We start from the raw sequence: 14,133 nt of genomic DNA, 5'->3' as shown, positions 1-14,133 counted from the left end.
GGATCGCCCGGCAGCCGCTCCCGCCTTCGGCACCGTAGGCACATCGCATGGGCGGACAATCGGTGACACGCATCCCGCGTCGCCCGGATTCACCAGGGCGGCGGTGCTCGCGGGCCGCCGGCGCAGGCGTGACGTCCGGCGGGCCCCGGGGGCGGGTCGGGAGGTGGTGACGGCGTGGAGACGGTCGGCGGGAAGACCGGCGGCCCCGGTCGGCGGGGGTCCGGGGACCCGGTGCTGCGGCGGGCCCGGCTGGTGCTGGCGGGGGCGTTGCTGGCGTTGGTCTGCGCGGCGCTCCTGGCCCCGGCGTCGCTGGCGTCGCTGAACACCGGGGGCGCGTCGGCCACCGGTACCGAGGCGGAGCGGGCGGCGCGGCAGGCGGAGCGGCTGGGGGTGGCGGCGCCCGACCTGGTGCTGGTGGTGACCGGTGGGGAGCGGACGGCGGTCGCCGCGGCCTCCCGCGCGGTGGCGGACGCCCTGGCGGACCATCCGGCGGTGCGGCGGGTGGGGACGGCGGGCGCCTCCCCGGCGGACCCGGGGCGGTCGCCCGCGGGGACGCTGCAGCTGGTCCCGGTGGGGATGACGGGTGACGCGGCGGACCGCAAGCGGGCCGCGCCCGGGGTGCTGGCCGACGCGCGGGCGGCGGTCCCGGACGGGGTGCGGGTGGAGGCGAGCGGCCCGGTGTGGACGGGGCGCGAGCTGAACCTGGCGTCGGCGGCGGGGCTCGCCCGGGCCGAACTGGTGGCGGCGCCGCTGGTGTTCGCGGTGCTGGTGTTCGCCTACGGTTCGGTCGTCTCGGCGCTGCTGCCGGTGCTGGTGGCGCTGCTCACGGTGGCGTGCTCGATCCCGGTGATCGGGCTGCTGGCCCGGTTCCTCGACGTCTCGTCGTTCGCGGTGAACGCGGCCGCGGCCGTCGGTTTCGGCCTGGCGGTGGACTACACGCTGTTCCTGCTGGCGCGGGTGAAGGAGCACACCGGCCGCGGGGAGGACCTGGAGTCGGCGCTGGCGGCGGCCCGCCGGTCCAGCGGCCGGTCGATCGTGTTCTCGGCGGCGGCGGTGGCCTGCTGCATGGCGTGCGCGCTGGTGGTGCCGGTGCCGTTGCTGCGGGCCCTGGCGATGGCGGGGGCGACGGCGACGGTGCTGGCGGCGGTGGTGGCGCTGACGGTGGTGCCGTCGTGCCTGCGGCTGCTGGGCGGCCGGGTCGACCGGTTCGATCCGCTGCGGCGGTGGCGGCGGGCGGGCACGGGGGACGACAGCCGGTTCTGGCGGCGGTCCTCGCTGGCGGTCACCGGGCGGCCGTGGCTGGCGGGGTCGCTGGCGGCGCTGCTGCTGGTGCTGCTGGCCGCGCCGATCACCCAGGCGCGGTTCGGCCTGTCGGACGAGCGGGCCCTGCCGGCGTCCGCGCAGGTGGCCCGGACCCAGGCGCGGGTGGACGCGGAGCTGGCGGCGCCGCCGGAGCGGATGCTGACGGTGGTGCTCACCGGCGTCGCCCGGCCCGCGGCGATGGGGCCCTACCTGGAGCGGCTGCGGGCCGTGGACGACGTGACCTGGGTGCGGCCGGCGGCCACCGGGCGGGGTGAGCGGGAGGGCGGTGTGGTGCTGGCGGCGGCGCTGGGCGTGGCCGCGGACTCGGAGCGGGCCCGGACGGCGCTTCAGGCGGTCCGGGCGGTGCCCGCGCCGGGCGAGTTGGCGGTGGGCGGCCGGGCCGCGGAGATCGCCGACACCAACGCGGCGGTGCGCGAGGCGCTGCCGCGCTGTCTGCTGCTGCTGGCGGTGGCGCTGACGCTGCTGCTGGGGTACTTCACGCGGAGCTGGGTGGCCCCGCTGAAGGCGCTGGCGGTGGCGGTGCTGAGCCTGGGCGCGAGCATCGGCGCGATGGTGTGGATGTTCCAGGAGGGCCGGCTGCGGTGGCTGGTGGGCGACTTCACGGTGACCGGCACGCTGGACGCCTCGCTGCTGCTGTTCACCCTGTTCGTGGCGCTGGCGCTGTCGGTGGACTACGAGGTGTTCCTGCTGGGCCGGATCCGCGAGGAGTTCGACCGCTGCGGCGACAACCGCCGCTCCATCGTGGACGGCATCGCCCGCACGGCGCGGCTGCTGACCTCGGCGGCGGCCGCGGTGGCGATCTCCACGGCGGCGATGGCGTCGGCGCCGGTCACCTCGCTGAAGCTGATCGGGGTCGGCATCGCGCTGGCGGCGGTGGTGGACGCGGTGGTGGTGCGGGGTGTTCTGGTGCCGGCGGTGATGACGGTGCTGGGCCCCGCCAACTGGTGGAGCCCGTACCGCGCCCCGGGCGGCGCCGCGCCCGCCGGCCCGCAGGAGCGGGAGCCGGCCGCCGCGGCTCAGGCGGCGTCGAGGTAGGCGAGGACGGCGAGGACCCGCCGGTTGTCGTCGTCGGACACCTCGAGGTCCAGCTTGGCGAAGATGTTGGCGGTGTGCTTGGCGACGGCCCGTTCGGTGACGGTCAGCCGGGCGGCGATGGCGGTGTTGGAGCGGCCCTGCGCCATCAGCTCCAGCACCTCCCGTTCGCGCGGGGTGAGCCGGGAGACGGGCCGGTCGGCGGCGCCCTGGCGCTGCAGGAGCTGGGAGATGACCTGCGGGTCCATGGCGGTGCCGCCGGCGGCGACCCGGCGGACCGCCTCGGTGAACTGCTCGGCGTCCAGCACCCGGTCCTTGAGCAGGTAGCCGACGCCGCCACTGCCGTCGGCGAGCAGTTCACGGGCGTAGAGCTGCTCGACGTGCTGGGAGAGCACCAGCACGGGCAGTCCGGGGGTGCGCCGCCGGGCGCGCAGGGCGCACTGCAGGCCCTCGTCGGTGAAGGAGGGCGGGAGCCGGACGTCGACCACCGCGACGTCCGGTTCGAGTTCCTCGAGGGCGCGGTCCAGCGCGGGGCCGTTGTCGACGGCGGCGGCCATCTCGAAGCCGTGCGCCTCCAGCAGCCGGACCAGGCCGTCCCTCAGCAGGAAGAGGTCTTCGGCGAGGACAACGCGCACGGAATCTCCAGGGTCACCACGGTGGGGCCGCCGGTGGGGCTGACGACGGCCAGGACGCCGTCGAATGCTCCCAGCCTCCGCTCCACTCCCGCCAGTCCGGTGCCGGCCGCCGGGTCGGCGCCGCCGCGGCCGTCGTCGGTGACGGTCAGGCGGAGCATGCCGTCGTGGTGTCCGAGCTCCAGCCAGACGCGGCTCGCGCCGGCGTGCTTGACCACGTTGGTGAGCATCTCGCTGAGCGCGAAGTAGACGGCGGACTCCACGGCGGGCTCCGCGCGGCCGGGCAGGTCGACGTCGGCCTCCACGGGCACCGGCGTGCGCAGGGCCAGGGCGCGGGCGGCGTCGCCGAGTCCGCGTTCGGCGAGGACCGGCGGGTGGATGCCGCGGACCAGGTCCCGCAGTTCGGCGAGCGCCTCCACGGACTCCGCGCGGGCCTTCGCGAGCAGCGCCCGCGCCTGCTCGGGGTTCTTGTCGAGCAGCGCCTCGACGGTGCCGAGGCTCATCCCCACCGCGACCAGCCGGGCCTGCGCCCCGTCGTGCAGGTCCCGTTCGATGCGGCGCAGTTCGGCGGCGGAGGTGTCCACGGCGTCGTGCCGGGTGCGGGCGAGCTCCTCGACCCGGTGTTCCAGGGCGGCCCGCCCGGTGGGCGTGAGCACGGTCCGGGTGAGGGTGAAGTGGGCTAGCAGCAGGCGGTCGTTGAAGCGGAAGGCGAGGTGCATCAGGAGCAGTCCGAGGACGCCCGCGCCGATCGCGTCGGCCTGTCCGCTGACCGGGAGGAACACGTACCAGTAGTCCCCGCCGTCCGCGGCGGCCCGCCAGAACCCCAGCGCCAGGGCCAGGCCCTCCGCCGCCTTGGCCAGCAGCGCGGCGGGCAGCAGGGCGAGGAAGAAGCCCGCGGTCGCGTCCACCGGCAGCCAGAGCAGGTCGCGGCGGACCGCCGGGTCCTGCAGCAGGCGCAGGGTGCGGGTCACCCCGGTGGCGGGCGCTCCGGCGGGCACGGGACGGTAGGCGCCCGGGATGCTCGTCCCGTACCACCGCTCGGCCGTCCGCCGTCGCAGGTCGGCGTGGCGGCGGACGGCGGTGAGCAGGGGAGGCAGCAGGTAGGCGCCGACGCCGAGCGGGAGCAGGGCGGCGGCCAGGACGACCCCCAGCAGGAGGAACACGGACCCGAAGAACGCCATCACCCCCAGGCCGAGTCCCCGTGCGGCAGCGATGGTTGCCCGTGCGACGGTCATGGTCCGACTCCCCGTTCCCCTGCGGTGTTCCGGCGGGCCCTTCGCCCCCCATCGAGGACGGTACGGACGCCGGAGCGCCGCCGCACGGGGCGCGGCACCCGGAGCGGGGGTGGTGCTGGGTACACCCCCGGCTCCGGAACCGTGCCGCCGTCCCCGCGCGGTCGGCGCCTGGGCGGTGGGCGCCGGGACGGTCGCCGCCGGGACGGTCAGCGCGGTGCCAGCAGCGTCCCCCGGCGCTCCAGCACGTACCGGGCGACGTTCTTCCCGAGGGTGATGCCCGCCTCGTCCGCGGTCCGCGTGTGGATGCCGGACCAGACGCGGGCGTCCACGTTCTCCACCGAGAGCCGCCGCCAGTCCGTGTAGGTGCGGGTCACACCCGGCGCGGTGGGGCTGGTCAGCTCGAACGGCGCGGTGCGCGGCCCGGCGAGCGCGGTCAGCACGCCCTCCGCCGAGCCGGAGTAGGTGCCGTGGCCGCTCGGGTAGTCCGGGTGCGCGGGCGTGACGTGCAGCGGCGTCCACTGCGGGTCCGGGTCGAGGGAGCCGGTGCGGATCGCCGTCACCGGGCGCCAGCGGGCGTGGGCGTACTTGCTGTCCGAGGTGGCGATCTGGGTGTCCACCGACGCCACGTGGAAGAGCGCCACCAGCGCGGCCTGCCCCGCCAGGCCCTCCGGGGAGCGGGTGAGCGCCACCCGCAGGGGCTCGGTGTACAGGGTGAACGAGGACCCGTACCAGAACTGCGCGGTCCCGGTCTGCTCGGCGGTGCGCACGGCGCTGTCCGCCGCGCCGTACGCCCGGACCTCGGCCAGGTCGGCGGCGTACCGGGCCGAGTCGAGGGCGGGCGGGGGCGGCAGCCGGAACTGGCTCTGCGAGCGCAGCGCGAACGGTTCGGCCACCCGGTTGCCGTACTGCGTGGCCGGGGCGTGGGCGGGCGGCGTCGGCTGCCACACGCCGGGGCCGGCCGCCGGCACCGGGTACGGGGTGTTGACCGAGGCGGGGTCGAGGCCGTCCCCGGTCCGGTCGGCGAGGAGCAGCGCGGCCTGCCGCTCGCCGGCCGCCGCGCCCCGGTCCTCGGCGGGGCCGTCGGGTATCGCGGCCAGCGTGTCCGCGTACGCGGCGTCGACCTGGGCCGCCTGGGTGGGCACCAGTTCGGTCAGCGCACGGTGCAGGGCGGAGGCGAGCGCGGCCCGGCGGTACTCGCCCGCGTCGACGCCGCGCGGCGTCTCGCGGGTGGCCCGGGCGGCGGCCAGCCAGCCGATGGCCCAGGTGCGGCTGTTGGTGACCTGGGTCGGCGCGGGCGCGGCGGCCACCGTGCGGGCGGTGACGTCGAACCACTCCACGGCGGTGTCACCGGCGGTCCGGGGGTGCGCCGCGGCCTGCGGGGCGGCGAGCGCGCCGGTCAGGACGGCCGCCGCGAGGGCGGCCAGGGCGGTGCGGGATCTGCGGGTGCTCATGACGGGACGGGCTCCTTCTGCTGGTCGGCGGTGGTGCCGGTGGAGGTGGTGGCCTCGACGGAGGCGACTGCGGCGGTGGACTCGGGAGCGGTGGGGGCCGGGGCGGAGCCGGGGTGGGGGTCGAGGGCGGGGCCGGGGTCGGGGTCGGGGCCGGGGTCGAGGTCGGTGAGGTCGACGCCCAGGTGGGTGAGGAGGCGGTCGCGCAGGCGGCCGTGCTCCGGTGTGCCCGCGCGGCGGGGCGCGGGCAGCCGGACCTCCAGGTCGGCGGCGATCCGGCCGTGGTCCAGCACCACCACCCGGTCGGCGAGCGCGATCGCCTCGTCGACGTCGTGGGTGACCAGCAGCACGGCCGGCCGGTGCCGGGCGCACAGGGTGCGCAGCAGGGCGTGCATCCGGATGCGGGTCAGCGCGTCCAGCGCCCCGAACGGCTCGTCCGCCAGCAGCAGTCGGGGCTCGCGCACCAGGGAGCGGGCCAGCGAGACGCGCTGCTGCTCGCCGCCGGACAGTTCCACGGGCCAGGCCCGTTCCCGGCCGGCGAGTCCCACCTCGGCGAGCGCGGCCCGTCCGCGTTCCTCGGCGTCCGGGCCTTCGAGCCCGAGGACGACGTTGTCCAGCAGCCGCTTCCACGGCAGCAGGCGGGCGTCCTGGAAGACCACCGACACGTTGTCGGGGGCGGTGAGCAGCCCGTCGCCGTCCACGTCGTGGTCGAGCCGGGCCAGGGCCCTCAGCAGGGTGCTCTTGCCGGATCCGCTGCGTCCCAGCAGGGCGACGAACTCGCCCTCGTGCACGGTCAGTCCGAGTCCGTCGAGGACGCGGCGCCCGTCGAAGGAGCGGACCAGGTCCTCGATCCGGACGGCTTCGGCCGGGCTCAGCCGGCCAGGGTGCGACGCCATGACAGCGCCCTCCTCTCGACGAGCCGCACCAGGCCGTCGGAGACCAGCCCGAGGAGGCCGTACACGACGAGGCCGACGAGGATCACGTCGGTCTGTCCGTAGGTCCGGGCCAGTTCCATCATGTAGCCGATGCCGCTGGTGGCGTTGACCTGTTCGACGACGGCCAGCGCGAGCCAGGCCGCCGTGACCGCGAAGCGCATGCCGAGCAGGAAGCCCGGCAGCGCGCCCGGGAGGACGACCTGGCGGACGAAGGCGGCCCGGCCCAGCCGTACCGTCTCGGCGAGCTCGACGTAGCGGTTGTCGATGGCCCGCAGGCCGTTGTGGGTGTGGATGTAGATGGGCACGAAGACGCCGAGCGCGATGGTGACGACCTTCATGGTCTCGCCGATGCCGAACCACAGGATGAGCAGCGGGATCAGCGCCAGCGAGGGCACCGCCCGCTTGATCTGCACCGGACCGTCGACCAGCGCCTCGCCGATGCGGCTGAGCCCCGACACGAGGGCCAGCAGCAGCCCGGCCGCCACGCCGGACACCAGCCCCAGCGCGGCCCGTCCGGCCGAGGTCAGCAGGTGGTCCTGGAGGCGCCCCTCGGCGATCAGGTCACCGGCGGTGGCGGCCACGGTCCAGGGCGCGGGCAGGGCCCGGGGGTCGACCAAGCCGGCCGCGGAGCCCGCCGCCCACAGGGCGAGGAGCAGTACGGGGCCGACGGCCCAGCCGTACCGCACGGGGCGGCCGGGGCCCAGCCGCCGCCCGCGGGCGCCGGTCCGCGGCGGCTTCCGCACCGCGACGGGCCGGTCACCGGCGGGGCGCGCCGGCGCGAGGGAACGGGTGGGTGCCTCGACGCTCATGACGCGCCCCCGCTCTTCGCCGCGGCTCCGCTCTTCGCCGCGGCTCCGCTCTTCGCGGGGGCTCCGCTCTTCGCGGGGGCTCCGCTTTGTGCGGGGGCTGCGCTCTTCGCCGCGGTTCCGCCGCCCGAGGCCCGTCCGGCACCGTCGGTCAGGGCCTGAGCGCCGACCTTCTCGAACCGCCGGTCGAACAGCGTCTTCGCCTCGAACCGCTCGTGGCCCTGCTCCTCGGCGAGCAGGTCGACGGTCCGCTGCTGCCGCTCGATGGCCGCGGTCCAGTCGGCGGGGATGTCCGGGTGTCCGGCCCGCTCGACCAGGTACTCGCCGTCCTCGCGGCTGAGCCCCTGGTCCTTGACGTACCAGCCGTCGATCCACTCGTCGGGGTGCTCGTCGATCCAGACCTGCGCCCGCGCCCAGACCTTGACCAGCTCCCGGACGGCGGCCGCCTTCTGCGGGTCGGCCACCGACTCGGTGAGCGCCCAGAGGTGCGAGGGGTCGTCGCGCAGGCCGTGCTTGAGGGTGGTGGCGCCCTGTCCGCCGTAGTTCTTCAGGTACCGCTTGATGTTGACGTCGGCGATGGGGGCGACGTCCACCTGGTGGTTGCCCAGCGCGGTCGGGTAGACGTCGCCGGTGCTGGCGAGCTCGACCAGTTCGACGTCCTCCTGGCCGAGGCCGGCCTTCTGCAGGACGCGCAGCACCAGCGCGCCCTGGGCCTGGCCCGGGCTGTAGGCGATCTTCTTGCCGCGCAGGTCCTCCAGGGTGCGGATGCCGGCGCCGGGGGCGATGCCCAGCTCGTAGATCGGGTTCGCGTAGGGGTCCTCGCGGAACGCCGCGGCGACCAGCTTGGTGTCCAGGCCGGTCCAGTGGGCGTTGATGGACGGGATCTCCGCGGCGGCGCACACGTCCAGCGCCCCGGCCCGGAACGCCTCCGAGCACTGCGGGCCACCGCTGATGTTGGCCCACTCCACCGTGAACGGCAGCTCGTCGATCTGGCCGGACAGCTCCAGCGCCACCTTCAACGACGGTGCGCCGACGACGAGTTCGGTGCCGGGCGCCACCGTGGCGGGGATCCGGGAGCCGGCCAGTTCCTCGCTGCTCGCGGCGGTCTCCGCGTCGAGGGCGCAGGAGGCGAGCAGCAGGAGCAGGGCCGGCACCGCGGCGAGCAGGGCGGGGCGCCGGGGCCGCCCGGACGGGGGGCGGGGTATGCGGGAACGGAAACGGATCTTCATGGAGGGCAGCCTTAGGGGGAGAAGCGGGAGCACTGGGCGTACGGCGCCTCGCGGCACCGCGCGCGGGACACACCTCGGCGCCTCGCGGCACCGCGCGCGGTGGACGAGGGCTCGACGCACGGGCGGGTCGGCTGGGCGGGTCGACGGGCCGGACCGGCAGCGGCCGTGACGCGGCGGTCGGCGGCGCGGACACGTAGCCCGGGGAAACGGTCCGTCCCGCCGGGCCCGGCACGTGCGGCCGGGTCCGAGCCGGTCTGGGCCGGGTCCAGGCCAGGTCCGCGCCGGATCCGGGCCAGGTCCACGCCGGATCCGAGCCAGGTCCGCGCCGGATCCGAGCCAGGTCCGCGCCGGATCCGAGCCAGGTCCGCGCCGGATCCGGGCCGGGTCCGCGCTGGATCCGGGCCGGGTCCGGACCGGTGCGGGCCGGGTACCGCGCGTGTCAGGCCCTGCGGCACGGCGGGCGTGCGCGCCGGGGCCGGTACGGCCGGCGGGGCGGTGGAGCCGGGCGAGGGGCTCAGCGACAGACGGAGGTGGCGACGCGCATCAGGTCGACGGCGCGCCTCTTGGTGAGCCGCAACAATGTCCGCATGGCCATGACCCTAGGGACCGGCTTCCCGGGCGGACAAGGGAAGCGGCCGGGCCGTAAGGCGACCGCCACACCGCCTTCGTCCTCCCGCAACAACCGGCGCGTTCGGGAGCGCGCGCGTCAGCGCGGCACCACCGGTTCACCTTCCGGACACGCCGTCAGACACCCATTTCGGTACGGGGGTTCGTAACATGCCCCGATGAACATGACTGCATTCGACGAAGCCGAGCGGCGCATCTGGGACGGGCGCGCCTCGGCGTACGCCGCCACGTTCGCGGGCCTGTGCGCGCACACCGTCCCCGCACTGGTCGAGGCCGCGAAGGTCGGCCCCGGCGCCCGGGTGCTGGACGTCGGCACGGGCACGGGGGCGGTCGCCGCCGCGGCCTGCCGGGCCAGGGCCATCGTGAGCGCCGTCGACGCCGAGCCGGACATGACCCAGTGGGCCGCCGAGGCGGTTCCGGAGGCGGACGTCCGGGTCGCCGCGCTGCCCGAACTCCCCTTCGTGGACGGCACGTTCGACGCCGTGCTGGCCAACTTCGTGCTCAACCACGTGGGCCGCCCGCGCACCGCGGCCGCCGAGCTGCGCCGGGTCACCGGGGACGGCGGGCGGGTCGCCCTCACCCTGTGGGGCGAGGAGAGAGGCGCCGGCCAGAGCCTGGCGCACCGCGCCGTCGTCGCGGCCGGTGTGGAACTGCCCCCGGCGCTTCCGCCGATCGCGCCGGAGGAGGACTTCCCGCGCACCGAGGAAGGCGTGGCCGCGCTCCTCGCCGAGGCCGGATTCACCGGCGTGACCTGCGCGACGGTCCGCTTCGAGCATCGCGTGGACCCCGACCGCTGGTGGGCGGGCACGGCCGGCGGCGTCGGCCCCACGGGCGCCCTCATCGCGGCGCAGCCCCAGGACGTGATCGACGCGGTCCGCAAGGAGTTCGACGCCCTCGCCGCGCCGCTCCTCGGCGACGACGGTCTCCTCGCCCTCCCGCACGTCGCCCTGCTGGCCGCGGGTTCGGCCTGACCGGGTCGCCGCCGCGCCCGGGCGTCCGCCCGCGCCGCCCGCGGGGTCTCCCCGCGGCCGCGGGCAGCGGCGTGCCCTCCCCGCGTACGCCGCACCCGACGCCCCGGGCTCAGGCCGCGGCTCCGGGGCTCAGGCCCGGCTCCCGGTCAGGCCGCGGCTGCCTCGGCGCGGTCCCGGGGCAGCAGCCACAGCCCGAGGCAGGCCCCGGTCCGGGACAGCGCCGCGGCGGCCGGCGCCCACCAGAACCCGTCCACCGCGACGGGCGTGAACCAGATCAGCAGGCACCAGACCAGCAGGTCCTGGGCGACGCCGATGAGCCCCAGCGGCAGCAGCGCGATGCCCATCCGGGGCGATCGGGGCGAGGTCCAGATCAACTGCCCGGACAGGAACAGCGCCACGGCCGACAGCGCTCCCCAGGCGAATGTCAGGTATCCCTGGGGGTCGAAGGTCAGCCCCGGCAGCGCTCCCGCCGCGGCGACCCCCAGCTTCTGCCGCATGTGTTCTCTCACGTCCGCAGTCTGTCCCCCCCGCCCCGGGTATTGCCAGGGACCCGACAAAAGCGGGTGCCCGTCCTTCGCCTGTGACCACGGCGCCCGTCACCACGGCGCCTGTCACCTCGGCGCCGTCGCCCCTCCCCTGCGGCGACCGGGTGACACCGACCCCGCACGGTGCCGGGTACCGGCGGCACCGGCTGGTTCACTGACGGCATGCCCTTCGTCCACTACGGCGCCCTCTCCGGAACCCTGCACCGCCACCACCGCGACCGGCCCGACAGCCAGGGCCGCTGGTTCCACGTCAACCTCGAGGTCGACGCGCCCGCCGGGCGCTACCACTGCGCCGTCGACGTCGACAGCCACGCGTCGGCGGTCGGCGTCCGGTGGAAGACGTTCACCGTCCCCCCGGAGGCGCTGGGACCGGCCGCCTCCCTGCCCCCGGGCTACCACGAACTGCCGCGGACCCCGGACTCGGGCGCACTGGACTACCTGCGCCACGCCGCGCTGACGGACCACTCCGGCGTGCTGTTCCTGCGCCGCCCGCCCTCCTGGCTCCAGGACCTTCTGGACCTCGCCGGCTCCCACCCCTGGCAGGCGGGGTCCAACCTCGACGCGGCGCTGGCCCTGGAGTCGGTCCTGGTCCCCGGGCAGCAGGTCCTGGTCTTCGGCGAGCCCTTCGACGACGACCCCGAGGGGGACCTCGGCATGCACAACATCCACCAGAACCAGGGGGACCCGGCGGGCTCCCCGTGGTGGACCGAGAACGGCGTCTGGCAGGACGGCGCCACCCTCACCCGGCGCCCCGACGGCCATTACGACGTCTTCCTCAACAAGTTCTCCAGCCAGTCCGACCGGACCGACGCCGCAGGCCACCCGGTCTCCTGAACGGGCGGCGCGCACCGCCCGGCGGCAGCCACCACGGCGCCCCACGGAACGGGCGGAGACCACCCTCACTACCGGACGGCCACCAACTCAGCGGCCACAGAGGCGAGTTCGGCCCGGTGCGCGGCCAGCCGCGACATGCGCCCGGCGGTGAGCGCGCCGACGAGCCGGCCGTGGTGGTGGTAGGTGATCTCCAGCCGCCGCCCCGGCACGTCGTACTCGGCCACCCGCGCCTCCTCCGCCAGGGAGGGCAGACCGACCCCGCGGAGCCTCGCGCCGTGCAGGTCGGACCAGGAGGACGGCACCACGGCGTACGGCTCGGACGGGCCGGTGGCCAGCGTGGTGGCCGCCGCCGCGCCCTGGGCGAGGGCGTCGGCCCAGTGCCCGGTGGGGAGGCGGGCGCCGCCGGCGAGGGCCTGCGGCACCCGGGCCACGTCGCCCGCGGCGACCACCCCCTCCGCCACCGTCCCGTCCACCCGCAGCGCCCGGAGCCAGGGGTCGCAGACCACACCGCCGTCCAGCAGCAGGCCGGATCCGGTCAGCCAGTCCACGGCCGGCACGGCGCCGAGCGCCGCCACCACCGTGTCGGCGGCGACCGACGACCCGTCCGCCAGCTCGACGGCGCGCGGCGCCCCGTCCGCCCCGGTGCGGAGACCGGTGACCTCCGCGCGGGGCAGCGCCCTGATGCCGGCCTCGGCCCGCAGGGCGGCGACGAACGCGCCCGCCTCCCGGCCCAGGGCGCGGTCCAGGGGCCGTGCGCCCCGCGTCACCAGGGTCACCGAGGCCCCCCGCGCCCGTGCCGCGTCGGCGATCTCGCAGCCGAGGAAACCGCCGCCCGCGACCACCACCGACCGCCCGGGCAGCAGCCGTTCCCGCAGCGCGACCGCGTCGTCCCAGCCGCGCAGGGTGAACACGCCCGGCGGTGCGGAGCGGGGGGCGCGGGCCCGCGCCCCGGTGGCGACGACCAGCCCGTCGTAGCCGAGTTCGGTGCCGTCCGACAGCGTGACGCGGCGGGCCCGGGTGTCGAGCCGCACGGCGGCGCGGCCCAGCAGCCACCGTGCGCCGAGCGACGCGGGCACCGGCAGCCGGACGGGCTCCGGCTCCTCCGCCGACAGCAACACTTCCTTCGACAACGGCGGCCTCGCGTACGGCAGTTGGCGTTCCTCCCCGACGATCGTCAGCGGCCCGTCCCACCCGCGGGCGCGCAGCGTCTCCGCCGCCCGCAGCCCGGCCGACGAGGCTCCGACGACCACCGCGCGACCGCCCCGCCCGCCGGACGTCATGGCGCGTCCAGGGGAGCGGACGCGTGCACGACGACGGCCCGCACGGGGCAGGAGGCCGCGGCCCGCTCGGCCTGTTCCCGCAGCGGCGGGTCGGGGTTCTCCTCGTACAGCAGGTTCTCGTCGTCGTCGAAGGATAAGATCTCCGGCGCGGCGAAGACGCACTGCCCGTGGTTCCGGCAGAGGTCCATGTCGACGGCGATGCGCATGGCGGAAGGCTCCGTTCGTGAGGGCGGGGTCAGACGGTGGGCGGGTTGAAGCGGGAGTAGGCGGGATCGGACCACCGCAGCGGGGACGCGCCGGGGCGCTCCCGCACCTCGGCCACCGCGAACTCGACCAGCCGTTGCGCCCCCGGCACCCGGGTGACCTCGGCCGGGTCCCAGACGACCTTCGCGGTGCCGGTCAGGTGGAGCAGCGTCCCGGTCCGCCAGTCCGGGAAGAGCAGGCCGGCGGCGTCGTGGAGCTGGAGGTTGCCGAGGGTGAGGAACATGGCGTTGCCGGTGTAGTCGGGCCAGCGCAGCAGGGTGGGCGACAGCACCCGCACGAAGCCGGGGTTGCCGCCACGGTGGGAGGCGTCGGCGTCACCGTCACCGCCCGCCGTGGCGACGAAGAAGGTGTCGGCGGCGGTGACGGCGGCGCGCTGGGCAGGGTCGAGGGCCCGGCCGACGGAGACGGCCGGAGAGGCCGCCCGCCCGCCGCCGTCCCCCATCCCGCCCCCGGTCATCCCTCCCCCGGTTCCGTCCTCCGCCCACCGGTACTCCCGTTTCTGCAGGTACTTGGGGCAGTTGGCGATGACCTGGTCGATGCCGACCCGCAGGCCGTCCCCCGTCCACCGGGCGCGGCCGTTGATCCGCATCCGGCGGCGGGTGGCCGGCTCGACGGCGATCATGCCGACCTGGAGCCCGTGTCCACCGCGGCCCGCGCCGCGCAGCACGGCACCGAGGGGGTCGCCGGGTACCGGCGAGGCGTCCACCAGCAGCGTCCGGGGATCGGGGACGCGGAGGAACCCCGGAGGGCCGGTGAGCAGGGTGGCCCAGAGCCGCCCCTCCGCGTCCGCCGCCCCCGCCACGATCATCGGCTGCTCGGCGAGGAAGTCCCGGGCGACGGGCGGCACGCCGTCACCGATCCCCCCGAGCGAGAACGCCGCCTGCTCCGCGAGCCCGGCGCGCTCCTGCACCGCGCGTTCTCCGCTGTGATACCTGGACACGGCTTCCCTTCCGACGGAACGGGTGACGACGG

At 76.4% G+C, this 14,133-nt stretch carries 14 protein-coding genes; 3 read left to right on the top strand and 11 right to left on the bottom strand.

What is annotated here, in order from left to right:
• Nucleotides 1–174 precede the first annotated feature (174 nt).
• Nucleotides 175–2,358, top strand: coding sequence for an MMPL family transporter (locus ACWD3O_RS16540; protein WP_451416351.1), 2,184 nt, complete (start codon nucleotides 175–177; stop codon nucleotides 2,356–2,358).
• Here the strand turns inward: ACWD3O_RS16540 and ACWD3O_RS16535 are convergent.
• From ACWD3O_RS16535 to ACWD3O_RS16505, 7 genes are all read right to left on the bottom strand, one after another.
• The gene (locus ACWD3O_RS16535; protein WP_451409989.1) at nucleotides 2,340–2,990 is read right to left on the bottom strand and encodes a LuxR C-terminal-related transcriptional regulator; all 651 of its coding nucleotides are present in this window, start codon (nucleotides 2,988–2,990) and stop codon (nucleotides 2,340–2,342) included. The genes ACWD3O_RS16540 and ACWD3O_RS16535 overlap by 19 nt on opposite strands.
• Nucleotides 2,954–4,222 carry a histidine kinase gene (locus tag ACWD3O_RS16530; RefSeq protein ID WP_451416350.1) on the bottom strand — a complete coding sequence of 423 codons (1,269 nt, stop codon included), beginning with the start codon at nucleotides 4,220–4,222 and terminating at the stop codon, nucleotides 2,954–2,956. Before ACWD3O_RS16530 ends, ACWD3O_RS16535 begins: the two co-directional genes overlap by 37 nt.
• A gap of 206 nt (nucleotides 4,223–4,428) precedes the next feature.
• Entirely contained in the window at nucleotides 4,429–5,673 is a 1,245-nt protein-coding gene (locus ACWD3O_RS16525) for a phosphoesterase PA-phosphatase (protein ID WP_451416349.1), read from the bottom strand.
• A complete protein-coding gene (locus tag ACWD3O_RS16520; RefSeq protein WP_451416348.1) occupies nucleotides 5,670–6,566 on the bottom strand; it encodes an ABC transporter ATP-binding protein in 897 nt (298 codons plus the stop codon). Before ACWD3O_RS16520 ends, ACWD3O_RS16525 begins: the two co-directional genes overlap by 4 nt.
• A complete protein-coding gene (locus tag ACWD3O_RS16515; protein WP_451409985.1) occupies nucleotides 6,542–7,414 on the bottom strand; it encodes an ABC transporter permease in 873 nt (290 codons plus the stop codon). The genes ACWD3O_RS16520 and ACWD3O_RS16515 overlap by 25 nt, the downstream gene beginning before the upstream one ends.
• Entirely contained in the window at nucleotides 7,411–8,640 is a 1,230-nt protein-coding gene (locus ACWD3O_RS16510; RefSeq protein ID WP_451416347.1) for an ABC transporter substrate-binding protein, read from the bottom strand. Before ACWD3O_RS16510 ends, ACWD3O_RS16515 begins: the two co-directional genes overlap by 4 nt.
• Before the next feature lie 514 nt (nucleotides 8,641–9,154).
• On the bottom strand, nucleotides 9,155–9,229 hold the full coding sequence (locus ACWD3O_RS16505) for a putative leader peptide (RefSeq protein ID WP_451410040.1): 75 nt from the start codon (nucleotides 9,227–9,229) through the stop codon (nucleotides 9,155–9,157).
• A 202-nt stretch (nucleotides 9,230–9,431) separates the two neighbouring features.
• On the opposite strand from ACWD3O_RS16505, the gene ACWD3O_RS16500 reads away from it, so the two are divergent.
• A complete protein-coding gene (locus ACWD3O_RS16500) occupies nucleotides 9,432–10,238 on the top strand; it encodes a class I SAM-dependent methyltransferase (protein ID WP_451416435.1) in 807 nt (268 codons plus the stop codon).
• A 146-nt stretch (nucleotides 10,239–10,384) separates the two neighbouring features.
• On the opposite strand, the gene ACWD3O_RS16495 is transcribed toward ACWD3O_RS16500, so the two are convergent.
• Complete coding sequence (locus ACWD3O_RS16495) at nucleotides 10,385–10,747, bottom strand: hypothetical protein (protein ID WP_451416346.1); 363 nt, start codon at nucleotides 10,745–10,747, stop codon at nucleotides 10,385–10,387.
• A gap of 198 nt (nucleotides 10,748–10,945) precedes the next feature.
• Between ACWD3O_RS16495 and ACWD3O_RS16490 the strand changes: the two genes are divergently transcribed.
• Complete coding sequence (locus tag ACWD3O_RS16490; RefSeq protein WP_451416345.1) at nucleotides 10,946–11,617, top strand: DUF2278 family protein; 672 nt, start codon at nucleotides 10,946–10,948, stop codon at nucleotides 11,615–11,617.
• A 68-nt stretch (nucleotides 11,618–11,685) separates the two neighbouring features.
• On the opposite strand, the gene ACWD3O_RS16485 is transcribed toward ACWD3O_RS16490, so the two are convergent.
• The 3 genes from ACWD3O_RS16485 to ACWD3O_RS16475 are packed head-to-tail and all read right to left on the bottom strand — an operon-like array spanning nucleotide 11,686 to nucleotide 14,101.
• Nucleotides 11,686–12,897: an NAD(P)/FAD-dependent oxidoreductase gene (locus ACWD3O_RS16485; protein ID WP_451416344.1), complete on the bottom strand. Its 1,212-nt coding sequence runs from the start codon at nucleotides 12,895–12,897 to the stop codon at nucleotides 11,686–11,688.
• On the bottom strand, nucleotides 12,894–13,103 hold the full coding sequence (locus tag ACWD3O_RS16480; RefSeq protein ID WP_451416343.1) for a ferredoxin: 210 nt from the start codon (nucleotides 13,101–13,103) through the stop codon (nucleotides 12,894–12,896). The genes ACWD3O_RS16485 and ACWD3O_RS16480 overlap by 4 nt, the downstream gene beginning before the upstream one ends.
• Before the next feature lie 29 nt (nucleotides 13,104–13,132).
• On the bottom strand, nucleotides 13,133–14,101 hold the full coding sequence (locus ACWD3O_RS16475; protein ID WP_451416342.1) for a pyridoxamine 5'-phosphate oxidase family protein: 969 nt from the start codon (nucleotides 14,099–14,101) through the stop codon (nucleotides 13,133–13,135).
• Between the last annotated feature and the right edge of the window lie 32 nt (nucleotides 14,102–14,133).

Source organism: Streptomyces sp. NPDC002640 (assembly GCF_053592575.1).
This window is presented reverse-complemented; position numbering and strand designations above follow the sequence as displayed.